Genomic DNA, 17,066 nt, shown 5'->3' with positions numbered 1-17,066 from the left:
ACCGCGCCGACCGCCGCGCCGACACATCGGCGGGGCGGACCGCGCCGACCGCCGGCGGGTCAGGGCCGGTCGGGGGAGAGCCGGTGGGTCAGCGCCGTGTGCCGGCGACCCGTGCCGGCCGTCCGCACCGCGATGGCCAGCGCCTTGCGCGAACCGGCCAGCACGACCAGCTTCCGGGCCCGGGTGACGGCGGTGTAGAGCAGGTTGCGCTGCAACATCGTGTACGCGCCCATGGTCACCGGCACCACCACCGCCGGATACTCGCTGCCCTGCGACCGGTGCACCGTGATGGCGTACGCGTGCTGCAGCTCGTCGAGCTCGTGGAACTCGTACCCGATGTCCTCGTCCTCGTCGGTGCGCACGGTCAGGGTCTGCTCGTCGGGGTCCAGGGCCGTGACCACGCCGACGGTGCCGTTGAACACCCCGGCCGCGCCCTTGTCGTAGTTGTTGCGGACCTGGATGACCTTGTCGCCGACCCGGAAGACCCGCCCGCCGTGCCGCCGCTCCGGCGCGTTCTCGCGGTGCGGGGCGATCGCCTGCTGGAGCAGGGTGTTCAGGTTGCCGGCGCCGGCCGGCCCGCGCAGCATCGGGGTGAGCACCTGCACGTCGCGGGCGCGCAGCCCGAACCGGCGCGGGATCCGCCGGGTCACGATGTCGACCACCTGCTCGGCGGTGACCTCCGGTTCATCGCTGGGAAAGAGGAAGAAGTCGGGGTGCTCGCCGAACACCGGGGCCTGGCCGGCGTTGATCCGGTGCGCGTTGACCACCACGCCCGACTCCTGCGCCTGCCGGAAGATGCGGGTCAGCCGGACCCGGGGCACCGTCTCGGCGGCGAGCACGTCGCGCAGCACCTCGCCCGCGCCGACCGAGGGCAACTGGTCGACGTCGCCGACCAGCAGCAGGTGCGCGCCGGGCGGCACCGCCTTGACCAGCTTGTTGGCGAGGATCAGGTCCAGCATGGACGCCTCGTCGACCACCATCAGGTCGGCGTCGACCGGGTTGTCCCGGTCGAAGGTGGCGTCCCCGCCGGGGCGTAGCTGCAGCAGCCGGTGCACGGTGGTCGCCGGGTGGCCGGTCAGCTCGGTGAGCCGCTTCGCCGCGCGGCCGGTCGGCGCGGCCAGCACGATCTTCGCCTTCTTCGCCGCCGCCAGCTCGATGATCGACCGGACGGTGAACGACTTGCCGCAGCCGGGGCCGCCGGTCAGCACGGCGACCTTCGAGGTCAGCGCCAGCCGTACGGCCTGCTCCTGCTCGGGGGCCAGCTCCGCCCCGGTGCGGGCCTTCAGCCAGGCCAGCGCCCGGCCCCAGTCCACGTCCGCGAAGGCCGGCATCCGGTCCAGCCGGTCGGTCAGCAGCCGGACCAGGCTCGCCGCGAGGGCCGACTCGGCCCGGTGGAACGGCACCAGGTAGACGGCCGGGATGACCGCCCCCTCGTTGCTCGGGTTCGGCACCGCCTCGCCGACCACGCCGTCCTCGGTCGCCACGAGGTCGGCCAGGCAGGCGGCGACCAGGTCCGCCGGGACCTCCAGGATCGTCGCGGCGTCGGCGACCAGGTTCGGCTCGGGCAGATAGCAGTGCCCGCCGTCGGCGGCCTCGGAGAGGGTGTACCGGATGCCGGCGCGCACCCGCTGCGGGCTGTCGTGCGGGATGCCCACCGCCTTGGCGATGCTGTCGGCGGTGCGGAACCCGATGCCCCACACGTCTGCGGCGAGCCGGTACGGGTCGTCGCGCACGACGGCGATGGACTCGTCGCCGTACTGCTTGAAGATGCGCACGGCGTGCGAGGTGGAGACGCCGACGCCCTGGAGGAAGACCATGACCTCCTTGATGGCCTTCTGCTCCTGCCAGGCCGCGCCGATCGCGGCGGTGCGCTTGCGGCCGAGGCCGTGCACCTCGACCAGCCGGCCCGGCTCCTCCTCGATGATCCGCAGCGTGTCCACGCCGAAGGCGGCCACGATGCGGGCCGCCATCTTCGGACCGATGCCCTTGATCAGGCCCGACCCCAGGTAGCGCTCGATGCCCTGCACGGTCGCCGGCAGGACGGTGGTGCACTGGTGCACCTCGAACTGCCGCCCGTACTTCGGGTGCGAACCCCACCGGCCGACCAGCCGCAGCCGCTCGCCGGGCTGCGCGCCGGGCAGCGTGCCGACGACGGTGAGCAGGTCGTCGCCGGAGCGGTCGGTGGCGACGCGGGCGATGGTGTACCCGGTCTCCTCGTTGACGTACGTGACGCGTTCCAGCACCGCCTCGAGCACGGCGCCGCGCGCGGGGGCGCCGGGGCCGGCCGTGGGTGCGGCTGCGCGGGCGGCGACCGGGGTGGCGGTCGGCGCGGGTGGGGTGGCGGACATCGTGACGATGATGGCAGAACGCCCGCCGTGCCCCGCCCCGCCGGGCCGGGTTGCGGTCCGGTCCGGCGGTTCGGGGCCCGGGGCCGGCCACCGGCGGCCCGGTGCTTCGGGTCAGCGACGCGGCGGCCCGGTTCCCGGGGTCAGCGGCGCGTGGTGGCGACCAGCCCGCCGTTGCGGCGGCGGTGCCGCCAGTACAGGTCCCGGCGGGCCCCCTTCGGGAAGCCGGGCTGCCACGGCTTGATCGGCCCGGCCGGGTGGATGACCGCCGAGTCGGAGAGCTTCCCGCCGAACTCGGGCTCCAGCCGCCAGGCCATCAGGTCGTTCCACTGCCGGGGCAGCCGCAGCCAGTTGCCGTACACGGCGTAGTTGAGGGCGTCCTGGTCCGGGTACCGCGACTCGTGGGCGTGCCGGGCGAGGTACGCCAGCGATTTCTCGGTCACCTCGCACTCCTTCCACCGGGCCACGTCGATGAGCAGCACCCCGGAGTTGAAGTAGAGGGCGTACGGGTCCAGGTCGCGGTATTCGGCCAGGCCGGGGATGCCGCCCATGTCGAGCAGCCGCCGGTTGAACGGGTCCCGGACCGCGCCCAGCGGGGCGCCGCCCATGTCCACGTCGAACAGCGGGGCGAGGCTGTTCGTGCACATCGTGTCGCAGTCCAGGTAGAGCACCCGCCGCACCTCGTCGGGAAGCGCGGCGGGGACCAGCAGGCGCAGGTACATCGCCGGGGACAGGTACGCCATCACCGGGTCGCTGCCCTTCGGCAGGTTCACCACGGAGGTGTCCACCCGCAGGTATTCCACGCCTGCGTCCGGCCCGGCCGCCCGGGTCAGGGCGGCGCGCGCCGAGGGGCTGACGTCGTCGGCCGCGATGAGCCAGTAGCGGACCGCCTGGCCCGGGTTCGATTCGGCGACGGACGCCATGACGACCGCCGCGTGGGCCGCGTACGCGGCGTCGAAGGTCAATGTGAGTTCCACGTGCTCTCCTCCGCACAGGCTGAGCGTAAACTCCGTGAAATGTAAGTAGCGAATTGCGATTTAGGCAAGGAAACTACACATTAGATAACCCGTAATTTGGGTTTCGTGCGAGGTGGGATCATTCGACCCCAGAATTGACCCCTGAATCATCCTTAAGTGCTGGACTTGGTCGGCCGCACACGGTCCGTGAGGATTCCTCGCATAGCCCGGCGTCGTTGCGCCACGGGTCAGGGCAGCGGCCGGCAGATGCCCTGGGCGTGGTCGGTGACCGCCGCGCCGACCACCGTCGCCTCCAGCGGCAGCACCTCCAGGCAGCGCCGCACCGCGGCGGCCATCAGGGCGTTGGGCACGCGCATCGACAGCGTGCAGTGCGGCACCCAGCGCCCCGGTCGGTAGTGCTCGGCCAACCCGACCCCGGCGGCGGCGAGCCGGTCGTGCACGAGCGCCTGGTGGGCCAGCAGGTCGGCCGTGGGCGACGGCCCCAGCCAGAGCACCCGGCCGACGAACTGCCCGGCGTGCTGGAACGACAGCCGCAGCGGCACCGCCACCGTCGTCCCGGCCAGGGCGTCGGCCACCTGGTCCGGGTCCAGTCGCGGGGCCACCGCGAGCGACACGTGCGGCCGGTGCCGCTGCTCCAGCAGGCTGCGCATGCTCTGCACGCCCTCGGACTCCAACGCGTCCCACAGCACCCGGATCCGCCGGGTGGCGTCGGTGTCGAGATACAGCTCCAGCGCGGCGACCACCCGCCCACCCTAGGGCGGGGCCGCGCCGTTGCCGCGAGCAGGTTTGGTCGCCCGCCCGTGCGGTACTGGCGAGGAGACCGCAGGCCCCGGCCGAGGAGGAGCGCGTGGAGATCAGCGGCGTACTGACCGAGACCTACGGCCGACTGCCCGCGCTGGTCCGCGCCGCGGTCGACGGCCTGTCCCCGGAGCAGCTGCGGCGCGCGCCCGCGCCCGGCGCGAACCCGGTGGGCTGGCTGGTGTGGCACCTGACCCGGGTGCAGGACCACCACGTCGCCGACCTGCTCGACACCGAGCAGCTCTGGGTCACCGGCGACTGGGCGGCCCGGTTCGGGCTGTCCGCCGACCCGGACGACACCGGCTACGCGCACACCCCGGACCAGGTCGCCGCCGTCGCGCCGGAGAGCCCCCGGGTCCTCGTCGACTACCACGACGCGGTCGCGGAACGGACCCGGGGATTCCTGGCCGGGCTGCGGCCGGCGGACCTGGACCGGGTGGTCGACGAGGCGTGGGACCCGCCGGTGACCCTCGGGGTCCGGCTGGTCAGCGTCGCCGAGGACGACCTCCAGCACGTCGGCCAGGCCGCCTACGTGCGCGGCCTGCTGCTCACGGGACGATGACCGCGCGGCCCTCCACCGAGCCGTCCTGCAGCCTCCGGTAGGCGTCGACCGCCCGCTCCAGCGGGAACGTGGTGATCTTCGGGCGTACCAGGCCCCGGGCGCCCAGGTCGAGCACCTCGGTCAGCTCCGGCCGGCTGCCCCAGTAGGTGGTCTGGATGCTCACCTCGTACGGCACGGCGAAGAACGACACCGGCAGCGTGCCGCCGGCGATGCCGACGATGGTGAGGTCCCCGAGCGTACGGGCGGCCGCCGCGCCGAGCCGCAGCGTGGCGTCGGCGCCGACGAAGTCGAGGACGACGTCCGCGCCCCGCCCGCCGGGGGTGGCTGCACGGATCTCCTGCGCGGTTTCCTCGCCGGAACGCAGCGTCAGGTCGGCCCCGTACTCCTCGGCCAGCTTCAGCGCCTCGGGGCGGGTGTCCACGGCGATGACCCGGGCCGCCGTCGTGGCCTTGAGGATCTGCACCCCGATGTGGCCGAGGCCGCCGACGCCGATCACCACCGCGGTGCTGCCGGGCGCGAGCTTGTGCCACGACCGGCGGATCGCGTGGTACGGGGTGAGGCCCGCGTCGGTCAGCGGCGCGGCCTGCACCGGGTCGAGCCCCTCGGGCAGCGGCACGATGTGCCGGGCGTCGGGAACCAGCTCGTACTCGGCCATGCCGCCGTCCAGGCCGAGGCCGCCGCCCCCGCCGGGCACCGGCGCGGCGGCGGGGTTCTCGCAGTACGGGTCGACGCCCACCCGGCAGCGGTCGCAGGTGCCGCAGCCCCACGGGCCGTAGACGGCCACGGGCTGGCCGACCTCCAGGCCGGTCACCCCCGCACCGAGGTCGTGCACCCAGCCGGCGTTCTCGTGGCCGAGGGTGAACGGCGGGTTCCAGGGCACCGCCCCGGCGTCGAAATCGTGCATCAGGTGCAGATCGGAGTGGCAGGCCCCCGCCCCGCCGATCCGCACCACCACCTGGCCGGGGCCGGCGGTGGGCTCGGCCACCTCGACCAGCTCGGGTTCGGACTTCCAGCCCGGCAACCGCAGCGCGCGCATGGCTCTCTCCTGTTCCGTCGCTCGGCTCTTGCTGCCGGCGTGCCCGTTCGGCGTCCGGACAAACGGTCGCCGCCGCGCCCGGCCCGGACGGCCCCGGCCGGGATTCACCCGGACCGGGTGAGCCGGGGTCACCCGCCGGGCGGGGATGCTCCGGAGACGACCTGTGTCGTCCGGGAGGGGAGGGCTGATGACCGCGTCCGCCGCGGACTACCTGGCCTGCTGGGTCGGGGGTCGCCACGAGGACCTGCCGGAGAACGTCAGCGGCACGGTGCGCCTCGACATCCGCGACGACGGCAGCACCGACCACTGGTTCCTCACGATCGGTGACCAGCAGGTCGGGGTGAGCCGGTCGGCGGAGGAGGCGGACCTCGTCGTCGCGGGGGACCGGGAGGTGTTCGACCGGCTTGTCGCCGAGGGCACCCACATCGGCGCGGCGCTGGTCCGCAACGACGTCACCGCCCAGGGGGACCTGCGGCTGCTGATGCTGCTGCGCCGGCTGTTCCCCGGCCCGCCCGACGCCCGTCACCCCCGGGAGATGGCGGTCAGGGCGGTCGCCACGCACCGTACGTCGGAGTCGCACGGGGGTGAGCGGCAGTGAAGCAGGAACTGGTCAACGTGCTGACCGGCAACTCCTTCGCGGTCAGCGACGCGCAGGGCGACATGACGCCCGATCCGCTCGCGCCCATCGGCCTCTTCTCGTTCGACACCCGGTTCCTGTCCCGCTGGGTGCTCACCATCGACGGCAAGCGGCTGAAGGCCCTGTCCCGCGACGAGATGACGTACTTCGAGACGAGGTTCGTGCTGGTTCCCGGCGCGGCGAGCCACTATGTCGACGCCGACGTCTCGGTGATCCGGCACCGGTCGATCGACGACAGCTTCAACGAGCGGCTCGTCGTGCTCAACCACTCGGCCGAACCGGCGGACTACACGGTGCGGATGGAGATCGCCTCGGACTTCGCCGACACCGCCGAGATCAAGAAGCCGAGGGAGCGGCGGATCGTCGCCGTCCCGATGCCGGCCGAGGGGCAGCTCCGGCTGTTCTACCAGCGGGAGCGGTTCGCCCGCGAGACCGTCGTGTCGTCCACCGCCCCGGTGGAGGTGGACCCCGGCGGGATGACCTTCCGGATCCGCGTCCCCCCGAACGGCTCGTGGACGACCGACCTGCACATCGGCATGATCATGCGGGGGGCGGGGGCCCGGGACCTGCGGTCCAGCCTGGAGGCCCACCGCGAGCAGATCCGCCGGGACATGCGGGAGGACCTGCGCCGCTGGCACGAGCGCGCCCCGAAGCTGGTCGCCGAGCACGACGGGCTCCGCGCGGCGTACGAGGGGAGCCTCGACGACCTCGCCGCGCTGCGGTACACGCCGTTGTCGATCCGGGGCAAGCTGCCGGTGGGCGGCCTGCCGTGGGCGATGGCGCTGTACGGCCGGGACGCCATGATCACCTGCCTGGAGACGCTGCCGTTCACCCCGGAGCTGGCCCCGCCCACCCTGCGGCTGCTCGCCCTCGGTCAGGGCGGCCGGCTCGACGACCACCGCGAGGAGGAACCCGGCAAGATCGTTGCCGAGTACCGCTACGGCGAGAACGCGGTCTTCGGCGAGTCACCCACCTACCTGCACTACAGCGCGGCCGACACCACCCCGCTGTTCGTGATCCTGCTCGACGAATACGAGCGCTGGTCCGGCGACGCCGATCTGGTCCGCGAGCTGCGCCACCCCGCCCGGATGGCGCTGGACTGGATCGACGAGTACGGCGACATCCTCGGCGACGGCTACGTGCGCTACCAGCGGCGCAACACCCGCACCGGGCTGGAGAACCAGTGCTGGAAGAACTCGCCAGGTGCGATCGTCGATGCCGAGGGACGCGCGCCGGCGCCGCCCCGCGCGACCTGCGAGGTGCAGGGGTACGCGTACGACGCGAAGCGGCGCGGCGCGCGCCTGGCCCGCGAGTTCTGGGACGACCCCGCGTACGCCGACCGGCTGGAACGGGAGGCGGCGGAGCTGAAGGCGCGGTTCAACCGGGACTTCTGGCTGCCCCACCGGGACTACTACGCGCTGGCCCTGGGGCCCGACGGCGAGCCGGTCGACGCGCTCGCCTCCAACATGGGGCACCTGCTGTGGAGCGGCATCGTCGACGAGAAGCGCGCCGAGGCGGTGGCCCAGCACCTCCTCGGGCCACGGCTCTTCTCCGGCTGGGGGGTGCGGACCCTGGCCGACGGGCAGCGGGCCTACAACCCGGTCGGCGCGCACCTCGGCTCCGTGTGGCCGTCGGACAACGCGATCATCGCGGCCGGGCTGCGCCGGTACGGCTGCGACGAGGCGGCGGCCCAGGTCGCGGCCGGCATCTTCGACGTCGTGCAGATGCTGGGCAACCCGGTGCCGGAGGTGATCGCCGGCTACCACCGCGACCTCACCCGCTTCCCGGTCCAGCTCCCGCACGCCGGCCGGCCCCAGTCGTGGTCGTCGGGCGCGCTGCTGATGCTGCTCGGCACCGTCCTCGGGCTGTCGCCCTGCGGCGAGAGCCTGCTGGTCAACCCGGCACTGCCGAAGGGCGCCGGGCGGATTGAGCTGCTCGACATCCCGGGCCGCTGGGGGCACGCCGACGCGTACGGCCGGGACCGCGCGCCGGGAGACCGGGGCCCCCGCCCACGCCTCCGCTGAGCCGCGCCGCGCCGCGCTGTGCCGTGCCGTGACGAGGGCCGGCTGCCCGCGTCGACCACTCTCGGTGATATCCCCGAGTTGGCTGCGACGCTGCCGACTGCCTGACCCTCCGTCACGCCGCTCCGGCCCGCCGAACAACCTCACGCTCCCTTTGCTCTGCACCCATATACGCGACACCTGCAATAAGCTGCTTGAATTAAGGTGAATGGATGTTTGAGGGTCTGCTCGATCTTTGCGCTGTGTGACCGATGCGTATGTGGGTGCAGAGCAAAGGGGTTGGCTGCAATGGTGGGCTTGCCTGGCTGACGCGTCGCTCTACGTAACGGGTGGATGGCGGGTGCCGGGCGCGGAGGCAGCACGGCCGGCCGTGCCAGCGATCACCTGGGAAGCAGCTGTCGGGCCCTGGCCACGCCGGCCCGCCCTCGGTCCTGGCCCCGGCCCATCCCCGGCCCTGGCCTCGCCCCGGCCTTGCCCCGGCCCCGGCCCATCCCCGGCCCCGGCCTCGCCCCGGCCCGGCCTTACCCCGGTCAGCGCGCGGTGGGCAAGGACGCGGACGGGTCGGCCGGGGCCGGTCGGCCTGCCGATGCCGACGGGGCTCCCGGTGCCGGCGGGATCGCCGGCCCCGACGTCACCGGGACCGACGGGGCTGTCGGCAGCGACGGATTCCCCGGCGACGCGGGGACCCCTGGCGGCGGCCCTACCGGCAGCGAGGGGGTGGCCGGGGACCGGCCGGGCCGCCCGTCCGGCCCGCCGTCGCCGCCCGACCGGACCGTCGGGGTGGGCGTGGGCGTGGGCACCGGGGTCGGCGTCGGGGCGGCGGAGCCGGACGACGCCGCGAGCGCCTCGGCGCACCAGTTCAGCACGCGGTCCCGGCCGCCGGCGGCGGAGACCAGGTCCGCGTAGCGCGGCTCGGCCAGGGCGCGGTCCACCGTGGCCTCGGCGCGCAGCCGGTGACAGAGCACGACCAGTGGGGTTGGCGGGACCCGGCGGTCGCGGATCCCCCCGGGCGGGCCGGCCGTCCGCCCCGCCGCCCCGCTCGGCGCGGCCTGCCCGCTCGCCGGCGCCCCTACCGGCTCGCCCGCCCCACCCAGCGGCTGGGGCAGCGCGCCGTGGGCGGCGGCGAGCGCGACCCCGCCGGTCGCGGCGACGGCCAGGGCCGCGAGCGCGGCCTTCGCGCTCAACAGTCCGGCGAGGAGCGAGGGCCGGGCGCGGGCCGCGGTGACCGGCGCGGTCGAAGCGGCGCGGGCCAGGCGGTAGGCGTGCAGGGCAGCGCCCTCGCCGCGTAGCTCGTCGGGGCGGGGGGCGGCGCGGACCGCCGCCAGGAGTCGGACCAGCGGCTCCGGGCCGCCCCGGGGGCTGCCGACGGAGCCGGCGACGGGGCCGCCGACGGAGCTGGCGAGCAGGCGCTCGACGGTCTCCTGGTCCATCCGGTGTGCGTTCATCTCGTGTCCCTCAGCGCCATCGGGCGCGCGGGCGTCACATCGCCACCGGAACGGACCAGCTCAGCCCATCGTCTTCGCGCCGTCGATGGCCTCACGGAGGATGTCGGCGTGCCCGGCGTGCTGGGACGTCTCGGCGATCACGTGCAGCAGCACCCGGCGCACCGACCAGCTCGCCCCGGGCTCGAACCAGGGAGCGGCGGGCAACGGGTGGGCGGCGTCCAGGTCGAGCGTGGCGACCAGCTCGTCGGTCGCCGAGGCCACCCGGGCGTAGCGGTCGAGCAGGGCCGCCAGGGTGTCGTCCATCCGGAAGCCGTCGGCCCAGTCATCCTGGCCGGCCTGCATCGCCTCGGCGCCGTGCACGGCGAACCGCAGCCACGTCTGCTCGATGAGGGCGACGTGTTTGATCAGGCCGCCGAGGCAGAGCTCGCTGACGGTGCTGCGCAGTGCGGCCTGCTCGTCGGTGAGGCCGTCCACGGTCCTGCGCAGGAAGGCGCGCTGCTGGCGCAGCGCCTGCAACAGGTCGGGCCGCTCGCCGGTGCGGAACTGCTCGGGACTGGTCATGCCACCGTCCTTCCTGGTCACGTCCCGACCAACCTATGCAGACCCACCGACACTTCCGCCACGCCCGGCCCTCCGGGCGGCAGCCGCCGCTCCGGTTGCCGATCCGCCCGGGGCGCGGTCCACTGATCCACATGGGTGAGATCAGGGTGGGCACGTCCTCGTGGGCCGACCAGCTGCTGCTGCGCTCCGGGTGGTATCCGCGCGCCGTCAACACCCCCGCCGGCCGCCTCGGCTTCTATGCCGAACGGTTCGGGCTGGTCGAGGTGGACACCTCCTACTACGCGGTGCCCGTGCCGGAGACCACCGCCGGGTGGGTGGCCGCCACCCCGCCCGGCTTCACCTTCGACGTCAAGGCGTTCAGCCTCTTCACCGGCCACCCGACGCCGGTCTCGGTGCTGCCCCGGGACCTGCGCCCGGCCGGCGGCCCGTCGCGCGTGCGCCGCCGGGACCTGCCCGCCGGGGCGTACGACGAGCTGTGGAGCCGGTTCCGCGCGGCGCTGGAGCCGATCGCGGCGGCCGACCGGCTCGGCGCGGTGCTGTTGCAGTTTCCACCGTGGCTGGCGCGCAGCGCCGCCGCCGAGCGGCGCATCGTCGAGACCGCCGCGCGGCTGCGCCCCTGGCGGGTGAGCGTCGAGCTGCGGCACGGCTCCTGGTTCGCCGACGAGGCCGCCGCGCTGCGCACGTTGACCCTCCTGCGCGAGCACGACCTCTCCTTCGTCTGCGTGGACATGCCACAGGGGTTCGCCTCGTCGGTGCCGCCGATCCTGGTCGCCACCGCGAACCCGGCCGTGGTCCGGTTCCACGGCCACAGCGCGGCGTGGGAGAGCGGCGACAAGCAGGACAAGTTCCGGTACGCCTACGGCGAGCGGGAGCTGCGCACCTGGGCGGAGCTGCTGACCGGGCTGGCCGACGGCGTCGACGAGCTGCACGTGTTGTTCAACAACTGCTGCGGCGACCGGGCCCAGCGCGACGCCGCCCGGCTGGCCGAACTCCTCGGCCGGGCGGCCCTCGCGTCCACCGGGGTCAGCCGCGGCGGCTGATCCCCTCCGGGTGCATGCCGGTCGTCTCCGCCAGGGCGCCGCCCCTGCCCCGCCCGTGGCTGGGCGGGGCAGGGGCGGCGCGCGGCGGACGGTCAGCGGCCGGACATGGCCATCTGGCGCTTGGCCGCGCCCATCGCGGCCACCTTGCCGATGGTCTTCGGCGCGCTCGCCAGCCCGCCGACCCGGCCGATCATCCCCCGGAACACCTGGCCGGGCTTCTGCTGCTCGCTCATGTAGGCGGTGACCACCACCAGCGCGCCGGTGAGCGCGGGAATGGTCCACTGGAGCAGCCGCATCTGCCGCTGGTAGGAGGCCACGTCGGCCGGCGTCTGCGGGTTCGGTTCGGTGATCCCCTCGACCGAGGGGCCGCCGGCCCGTTGCAGCCGCATGCCGAGCAGCCGGCTGTAGCCGGTGACCGCCAGCGCGCCCACCGTGAGGGCCGTCTTCACGGCGCTCATCCGGCCCACCCCGGACTGGGCGAGCATGCGGGGGCTCTCGGTCGCCAGTTCGCCGACCGCGCCGGCCAGGTGGGCCCCGATCGCCGCCGCGTTGACCGGCGTCCACCGGGACCATCCGGCGGAGGCCACCGGGAGCCGCTGGGTCGAGTCGTCGATCTGTGCCGCCGCGCCGTTGACGCCGAGCGCCCCCATCAGCGAGCCGCCGAACCAGGCGGCGAGGCCGAGGTCGTGCATCGAGCGCAGGGCGGTGTGTCGTTCGGACATCTGATCCCCTTCCACCGTACGGGCGCAGCGGCATACCCGCCGATCGCGGGAGTACGCCCCGGGACGGGAAGCCGGATGTCAGGCCCCGGGCAGGTCGGCCGCCCACGCCGCCACCCGGGCGGCGACCGGCCCGCTGGCGCGTACCCAGGTGAAGTGGTCCAGCGGGGCGCCCGCCCGCGCCGCCGTGAGGCGCTCGCGCACGACGGTGGCCGCGGCGAGCTTGCCGCAGAGGTGGTCCACCGTGCCGTGCGGGGTGTACTGGTCGTCGTCGACGCTCACCGCGAGGACCGGTACGTCCAGCGTGCGCAGCGCCGCCTCGACGTCCACGCCGTCCAGGGCGGGGAAGCGGCCGGCGCGCGCGGTGTGCGCCCAGTCCCGGATCACCCCGCGCGCCTGCCGGCCGCCGAACCCCCAGCCCGGCCAGACGCCGAGCAGCCGGGCGGTGGCGGCGATCCCCTGGGTGTACGGCAGGACCCCGAACCGGCGTGGGCCGGGATAGTTGCGCCAGTAGGGGACGCCGACGGCGACCAGGGCCAGCCCGTCCACCGCGCCGGTGCCGTGCAGGGCCAGGTGCAGCAGGGCGGCCTGGCCGCCGAGGGAGTGCCCGAGCAGGATCGTGGGCCGGCCGTCCAGCCGGGGCTTCAGCGCGGCCAGCACCGCGCCCACGTCGGCGGCCAGCTCGGCGTAGCCGTACCGGCAGGCGCGGCTCGGCGCGGGCGTGCTCTCCCCGCTCCCGCGCAGGTCGGCGACGACCACGGCGAGGCCGGCGGCCCGCAGGTGCGCGGCGAAGGGGCGGTAGTAGCGGGCGCGCACCCCCATGGCGGGCCAGATCACCACGACCGGGGCGCCGGGGGCCCCGTCGGGCTCGGGGTAGACCTGCACCCCGAGCCGGGCCCCATCGACGTCGACGTACTCCTGCGTGTACTCCCCGGGCGCGCTCACCGGCCCAGCCTACGGCCGTAAGCTACCGGCGGGTAGCCAGGGTGGGTGGTGCGGACCCGTCAGGCCATCGCCGGCGCCGGCCGGGCGGCGGCGCCCACCGACGCGTACACGGCGCCGAGCTGCTCGGCGCAGCGCCGCCAGGAGTACCGGCTGCGGATCCGGTCCAGCGCCGCCGTCGCGTACGCGAAGCGGCGCACGTTGTCGGCGAGCAGCCGGCGGATCGCCACGCCCAGCGCGCGCGGGTCGCGCGGCGGCACCAGGTCGCCGGTGAGCCCGTCGACGACGGTGTCGGCGATGCCGCCCACGTCGGTGCCGATCACCGGCACCCCGCAGGCCATGCCCTCCAGCGGGGTCACCCCGAACGGCTCGTGCCAGCTGGCGGCGACCAGCACGTCCGCCGAGCGGTACCAGGCGGCCAGCTCCGCGCGGGGGACCGCACCGACCAGCCGGACCCGGTCGGCCACCCCGCACGACTCGGCGAGCGCGGTCAGCCGGCGGGCGAAGCCGTCAGCGGGCAGCAGCCCCGCCGGCGGGCCGCCGACGATCACGCACTCGGCGTCCGGCACGGCCGGCATCGCCCGGACGACCTCCTGGAGGCCCATGCGCTCCGCCAGCCGCCCGACGGTGAGCACGCGCGGGCGGGCCGGGTCGCGCGGGGCGACCGGGCCGTCCGGGCGGAAGATCCGCTCGTTGACCCCGGCCGGGACCAGCGCCATCCGGGACCGGGGAACGCCGAGGCGGACCAGCTCGCCGACCTCCTCCTGGGACTGCACGACCACCCGGTCCACCGCCCGGCCGAGGGCGCGCTCGTAGCCGAGCCGCCCCGGTGGGCCGGCGTGCCGGGGGTCCCGCTGCCGCCGGGCCGCCGCCGCGCCCAACGCGTGGTACGTCAGCACCACCGGAACCCCGGCGCGACGTCCCGCGTGCACGGTGGCCAGCCCGCTCGTCCAGAAGTGGGCGTGCGCGACGTCGGGCAGCCAGCCGCCGTCGCGCCACTGGCCGGCCAGCCACCGGCCGAACTCGCCCAGGTGCGGCAGCAGCTCGTCCGAGGGCAGCCGGCGGGCCGGGCCCGCCGGCACGTGCCACACCTGGTAGCCGTCGCCGGTGGGCACCGCGTCGGGCAGGGCGGGGGAGTCGCGGCGGGTGTAGACGCGCACGTCGTGGCCCTGGCCGACCAGCTCGGCGGCCAGCTCCGCCACGTGGGCGTGCTGCCCGCCGGCGCCCTCCCCGCCGGTGGCCCCGTCTCCGACGCCCTGCCCTCCGGCGCCCTGCTCCCCGAGCACGGCGAGCGGGCTGGCGTGCTCCGAGATCATCGCGATGCGCATGGCAGAGTCCCTACCCTCGCCCCCGCCGCCTAACCGGCGCACCGCCGACTTCTCGCGATGCCGGTCCCGGCCGCAGCGTCAGTCCGCGTCGCGGAGCATGCCGGGGCCGAACACCTCGTAGGCGATCCGGTCATGCGGGAAGCCCCGGCGCAGCAGGCCGCCCCGGACCTGGTTCATGAACGGCAGCGGCCCGCACAGGTGCACGTGGGCGTCGGCGGCGAGCGGGATCAGCTCCGGGTCGACCCGCCCCGGGGTGACCCGCACGGGCAGCTCGGTGAGGGAGCCGTCGGCCCCGTCCGGGTCCTCGTACCAGAGCGCGGTCCGCAGGTTGGGCAGGGCGTGGTGCAGCCGGGGCAGCTCGTCGCGCAGCGCGTGCGCGGTGCCGGCCCGGTCGGCGTGCACCAGGGTCACCGGCCGCTGCGGCGCGGTGACCGCCAGGTGCTCCAGCGCGGACATCGCCGGGGTGAGCCCGATGCCGGCGCTGACCAGCACCAGCGGCCCGTCCCCGGCCACCGCGCTGACCTCACCGAACGGCGGGCTCAGCCGCAGCGTGTCGCCCACGGCGACCCGGTCGTGCAGGAAGGTGGAGACCATCCCGTCGGGCGCGCCGGCCACGCCGCGTACCCGCTTGACGGTGATCCGCCAGCGCGCCGCCCCCGGGCGGCCGGAGAGGCTGTACTGCCGGATCTGCTGACCCCGGTCGCCGTCGAGGTCGACCGCGACGGAGACGTACTGGCCGGGGACGAAGCCGGGCACGTCGCCGCCGTCGGCCGGCGCCAGGCCGAAGGAGACCACGTCCGCGGTCTCCCGGGTCCGTTCGACCACCCGCCACGCCCGCCAGACCGACCCGCCCTCGACGACCCCCGCGCCCTGGTAGAGCCGCGCCTCCCGGGCCACCAGCTCGCAGGCCAGCAGCCAGTACGTCTCGTCCCACGCCGCGACGACCTCCGGGGTGACCGCGTCCCCGAGCACCTCGCCGACGGCGGCGAGCAGGTGCCGCCCCACGATGGTGTACTGGGCCGGCGTGATGCCGAGCGAGGCGTGCTTGTGCGCGATCCGGTCCAGGATCGGCCCCCACGGCACGTCGCTGAGGCCGACCAGGTGCTCCGCGTACGCGACGACGGCGGCGGCCAGCGCGGCCTGCTGCGCCCCGGTGGCCTGGTTGCCCCGGTTGAACAGGTCCAGCAGCTCCGGATGGGCGGCGAACATCCGCTGGTAGAACCGGCCGGTGATCGCCGCGCCGTGCGCCTGCACCGCGGGCAGGGTCGCCCGTACCACTGCTGCCGAAGATTCCGTGAGCACGTTTCCTCCTGCGGTTGGGCCGGCTTCGTCCCGCCGGGCTCCCGATGTGCCCAATAAACAGGAATCAGAGATTCCTCTTCAGGGTCGAAGGTCCCGGGTCGGGGGTCGTCCGGATCACAGCGGGCACCGGCCTTCCGGCCCGTGCCGCAGGACGGATCCGCTGGCTAGGGTCGGTGCGTGAAGCTCAACCGGTCCACCGACATGGCGCTGCGCATCGCCATGCTGGCCGCCGTCACCCCGGCGCGCACGACGGTGGACGAGCTCGCCGAGCGGCTCGCGCTGCCCCGCAGCCACGTCGCCAAGGTCGTCCAGCGCTTGCAACGCCTCGGGGTGCTGGTGACCATCCGGGGCCGCTCGGGTGGGGTGGCCATCGCCGAGGCGGCCGGTCAGCTCACCGTGGGCGCCGTCGTCCGCGCCTTCGAGGGCGACGACGAGGTGGTCTCCTGCGAACAGCCGGCCTGCCCGCTGGCGGTGGACTGCCGGCTGCGCGGGCAGTTGCGCCGCGCGCAGGCCGCGTTCCTCGCCGTACTCGACGAGACGCGGCTGGCCGACCTGGTCGACGGACCGGCGGGCCCGCTGCTGCTCACCCTCGGCCCCCGGCCGACCCCGCCGCCGGCCGCCGTGCCGCTCTGAGCGACCCGCCCGCGACCGGGCTAGGCTCGAACGAGCGAGAGGGGGATGCGATGTCCGGGGTCTCCCGTCCGATCTTCGCCCGGCGCTACGGGCGGGCCACCGACGTGCTGGACCGGCTCGGGGTCGGCGCGCACCGCCGCCGGCTCGCGGCCGGCCTGCGCGGCCGGGTGGTCGAGGTGGGCGCCGGCAACGGCCGGGCCTTCGCGCACTACCCGCCGACGGTCGCCGCCGTGCTCGCCGTCGAGCCGGAACCCCTGCTGCGCCGGGCCGCGCGGGACGCCGCCACCGCCGCGCCGGTGCCGGTCACCGTGGCGGCCGGGGTGGCCGAGGCGCTGCCCGTCGCCGACGGCCGCGCCGACGCCGTCGTGTTCTCCCTGGTGCTCTGCTCGGTGCCGGACCAGGCCGCCGCGCTGCGCGAGGCCCACCGGGTGCTGCGCCCCGGTGGGCAGCTGCGCTTCTTCGAGCACGTACGCGCCGAGCGGCCCGGCGCCCTGCGCTGGGCGCAGCGCCTCGTCGACGCCACCTGCTGGCCGCTGGTCTGCGGCGGCTGCCACACGGGGCGGGACACCGTCGCCGCGATCGAGGCGGCCGGCTTCACGCTGACCGACCTGCACCGGTTCCGCTTCCCCGACACCCCGATCCCGCTGCCGCCCTCCCCGCACGTCCTCGGCGCCGCCCGCCGTGGTTAGCGACGGTTAGGAAGGGCCCCCTGTACAACAG

The 17,066-nt window shown here is 75.1% G+C and carries 16 protein-coding genes; 6 read left to right on the top strand and 10 right to left on the bottom strand.

What is annotated here, in order from left to right; genetic code table 11:
• Positions 1-59 precede the first annotated feature (59 nt).
• The 3 genes from recD2 to GA0070558_RS20795 all read right to left on the bottom strand — a co-directional run bounded on the left by recD2 (position 60) and on the right by GA0070558_RS20795 (position 4,065).
• The gene (gene recD2, locus GA0070558_RS20805; protein ID WP_091282861.1) at positions 60-2,348 is read right to left on the bottom strand and encodes an SF1B family DNA helicase RecD2; all 2,289 of its coding nucleotides are present in this window, start codon (positions 2,346-2,348) and stop codon (positions 60-62) included.
• A gap of 140 nt (positions 2,349-2,488) precedes the next feature.
• Entirely contained in the window at positions 2,489-3,322 is an 834-nt protein-coding gene (locus GA0070558_RS20800; RefSeq protein WP_176734290.1) for a glycosyltransferase family 8 protein, read from the bottom strand.
• 227 nt (positions 3,323-3,549) lie between these two features.
• Entirely contained in the window at positions 3,550-4,065 is a 516-nt protein-coding gene (locus tag GA0070558_RS20795) for a 2'-5' RNA ligase family protein (protein WP_091282857.1), read from the bottom strand.
• Between the two features lie 104 nt (positions 4,066-4,169).
• Here GA0070558_RS20795 and GA0070558_RS20790 point away from each other — a divergent pair, with 104 nt between their 5' ends.
• On the top strand, positions 4,170-4,682 hold the full coding sequence (locus tag GA0070558_RS20790) for a mycothiol transferase (RefSeq protein WP_091282855.1): 513 nt from the start codon (positions 4,170-4,172) through the stop codon (positions 4,680-4,682).
• Here GA0070558_RS20790 and GA0070558_RS20785 read toward each other — a convergent pair.
• Entirely contained in the window at positions 4,669-5,718 is a 1,050-nt protein-coding gene (locus GA0070558_RS20785; RefSeq protein ID WP_091282853.1) for an NAD(P)-dependent alcohol dehydrogenase, read from the bottom strand. The genes GA0070558_RS20790 and GA0070558_RS20785 overlap by 14 nt on opposite strands.
• Before the next feature lie 187 nt (positions 5,719-5,905).
• Here GA0070558_RS20785 and GA0070558_RS20780 point away from each other — a divergent pair, with 187 nt between their 5' ends.
• Complete coding sequence (locus GA0070558_RS20780; protein ID WP_091282851.1) at positions 5,906-6,316, top strand: SCP2 sterol-binding domain-containing protein; 411 nt, start codon at positions 5,906-5,908, stop codon at positions 6,314-6,316.
• Positions 6,313-8,379, top strand: a complete 2,067-nt coding sequence (locus GA0070558_RS20775; protein ID WP_091282849.1) for an amylo-alpha-1,6-glucosidase — start codon at positions 6,313-6,315, stop codon at positions 8,377-8,379. The genes GA0070558_RS20780 and GA0070558_RS20775 overlap by 4 nt, the downstream gene beginning before the upstream one ends.
• Positions 8,380-8,906: 527 nt before the next feature.
• Here GA0070558_RS20775 and GA0070558_RS20770 read toward each other — a convergent pair.
• Positions 8,907-9,821 carry a hypothetical protein gene (locus GA0070558_RS20770; RefSeq protein ID WP_141722272.1) on the bottom strand — a complete coding sequence of 305 codons (915 nt, stop codon included), beginning with the start codon at positions 9,819-9,821 and terminating at the stop codon, positions 8,907-8,909.
• A gap of 60 nt (positions 9,822-9,881) precedes the next feature.
• Positions 9,882-10,382 carry a DinB family protein gene (locus tag GA0070558_RS20765; RefSeq protein ID WP_091282845.1) on the bottom strand — a complete coding sequence of 167 codons (501 nt, stop codon included), beginning with the start codon at positions 10,380-10,382 and terminating at the stop codon, positions 9,882-9,884.
• A gap of 131 nt (positions 10,383-10,513) precedes the next feature.
• Here GA0070558_RS20765 and GA0070558_RS20760 point away from each other — a divergent pair, with 131 nt between their 5' ends.
• Positions 10,514-11,422: a DUF72 domain-containing protein gene (locus GA0070558_RS20760; RefSeq protein WP_091282843.1), complete on the top strand. Its 909-nt coding sequence runs from the start codon at positions 10,514-10,516 to the stop codon at positions 11,420-11,422.
• Between the two features lie 92 nt (positions 11,423-11,514).
• Here GA0070558_RS20760 and GA0070558_RS20755 read toward each other — a convergent pair whose 3' ends face one another.
• From GA0070558_RS20755 to GA0070558_RS20740, 4 genes are all read right to left on the bottom strand, one after another.
• Positions 11,515-12,144: a hypothetical protein gene (locus GA0070558_RS20755; RefSeq protein WP_043962742.1), complete on the bottom strand. Its 630-nt coding sequence runs from the start codon at positions 12,142-12,144 to the stop codon at positions 11,515-11,517.
• Between the two features lie 78 nt (positions 12,145-12,222).
• Positions 12,223-13,086 carry an alpha/beta hydrolase family protein gene (locus tag GA0070558_RS20750; protein WP_091282841.1) on the bottom strand — a complete coding sequence of 288 codons (864 nt, stop codon included), beginning with the start codon at positions 13,084-13,086 and terminating at the stop codon, positions 12,223-12,225.
• 59 nt (positions 13,087-13,145) lie between these two features.
• Positions 13,146-14,411, bottom strand: coding sequence for a glycosyltransferase (locus tag GA0070558_RS20745; protein ID WP_091282839.1), 1,266 nt, complete (start codon positions 14,409-14,411; stop codon positions 13,146-13,148).
• Positions 14,412-14,489: 78 nt separating this feature from the next.
• Positions 14,490-15,713, bottom strand: coding sequence for a globin domain-containing protein (locus GA0070558_RS20740; protein ID WP_256092047.1), 1,224 nt, complete (start codon positions 15,711-15,713; stop codon positions 14,490-14,492).
• 177 nt (positions 15,714-15,890) lie between these two features.
• On the opposite strand from GA0070558_RS20740, the gene GA0070558_RS20735 reads away from it, so the two are divergent.
• Together GA0070558_RS20735 and GA0070558_RS20730 are read left to right on the top strand one after the other, a co-directional pair.
• Complete coding sequence (locus GA0070558_RS20735) at positions 15,891-16,346, top strand: RrF2 family transcriptional regulator (RefSeq protein WP_091282834.1); 456 nt, start codon at positions 15,891-15,893, stop codon at positions 16,344-16,346.
• Positions 16,347-16,396: 50 nt separating this feature from the next.
• On the top strand, positions 16,397-17,035 hold the full coding sequence (locus tag GA0070558_RS20730) for a class I SAM-dependent methyltransferase (protein ID WP_091282832.1): 639 nt from the start codon (positions 16,397-16,399) through the stop codon (positions 17,033-17,035).
• Positions 17,036-17,066 lie beyond the last annotated feature (31 nt).

Origin of the sequence: Micromonospora haikouensis (genome assembly GCF_900091595.1) — a bacterium.
Classification (GTDB): domain Bacteria; phylum Actinomycetota; class Actinomycetes; order Mycobacteriales; family Micromonosporaceae; genus Micromonospora; species Micromonospora haikouensis.
Note: the sequence above shows the minus strand (reverse complement) of the source record. Positions and strands in the feature narration are given on the sequence as shown.

What these genes read in the sequence shown, in the direction of transcription:
- GA0070558_RS20785 (WP_091282853.1), bottom strand. Translation starts at nt 5,718, where the DNA reads ATGCGCGCGCTGCGGTTGCCGGGCTGGAAGTCCGAACCCGAGCTGGTC.
- GA0070558_RS20745 (WP_091282839.1), bottom strand. Translation starts at nt 14,411, where the DNA reads ATGCGCATCGCGATGATCTCGGAGCACGCCAGCCCGCTCGCCGTGCTC.
- GA0070558_RS20755 (WP_043962742.1), bottom strand. Translation starts at nt 12,144, where the DNA reads ATGTCCGAACGACACACCGCCCTGCGCTCGATGCACGACCTCGGCCTC.
- recD2 (WP_091282861.1), bottom strand. Translation starts at nt 2,348, where the DNA reads ATGTCCGCCACCCCACCCGCGCCGACCGCCACCCCGGTCGCCGCCCGC.
- GA0070558_RS20780 (WP_091282851.1), top strand. Translation starts at nt 5,906, where the DNA reads ATGACCGCGTCCGCCGCGGACTACCTGGCCTGCTGGGTCGGGGGTCGC.
- GA0070558_RS20730 (WP_091282832.1), top strand. Translation starts at nt 16,397, where the DNA reads ATGTCCGGGGTCTCCCGTCCGATCTTCGCCCGGCGCTACGGGCGGGCC.
- GA0070558_RS20760 (WP_091282843.1), top strand. Translation starts at nt 10,514, where the DNA reads ATGGGTGAGATCAGGGTGGGCACGTCCTCGTGGGCCGACCAGCTGCTG.
- GA0070558_RS20770 (WP_141722272.1), bottom strand. Translation starts at nt 9,821, where the DNA reads ATGAACGCACACCGGATGGACCAGGAGACCGTCGAGCGCCTGCTCGCC.
- GA0070558_RS20765 (WP_091282845.1), bottom strand. Translation starts at nt 10,382, where the DNA reads ATGACCAGTCCCGAGCAGTTCCGCACCGGCGAGCGGCCCGACCTGTTG.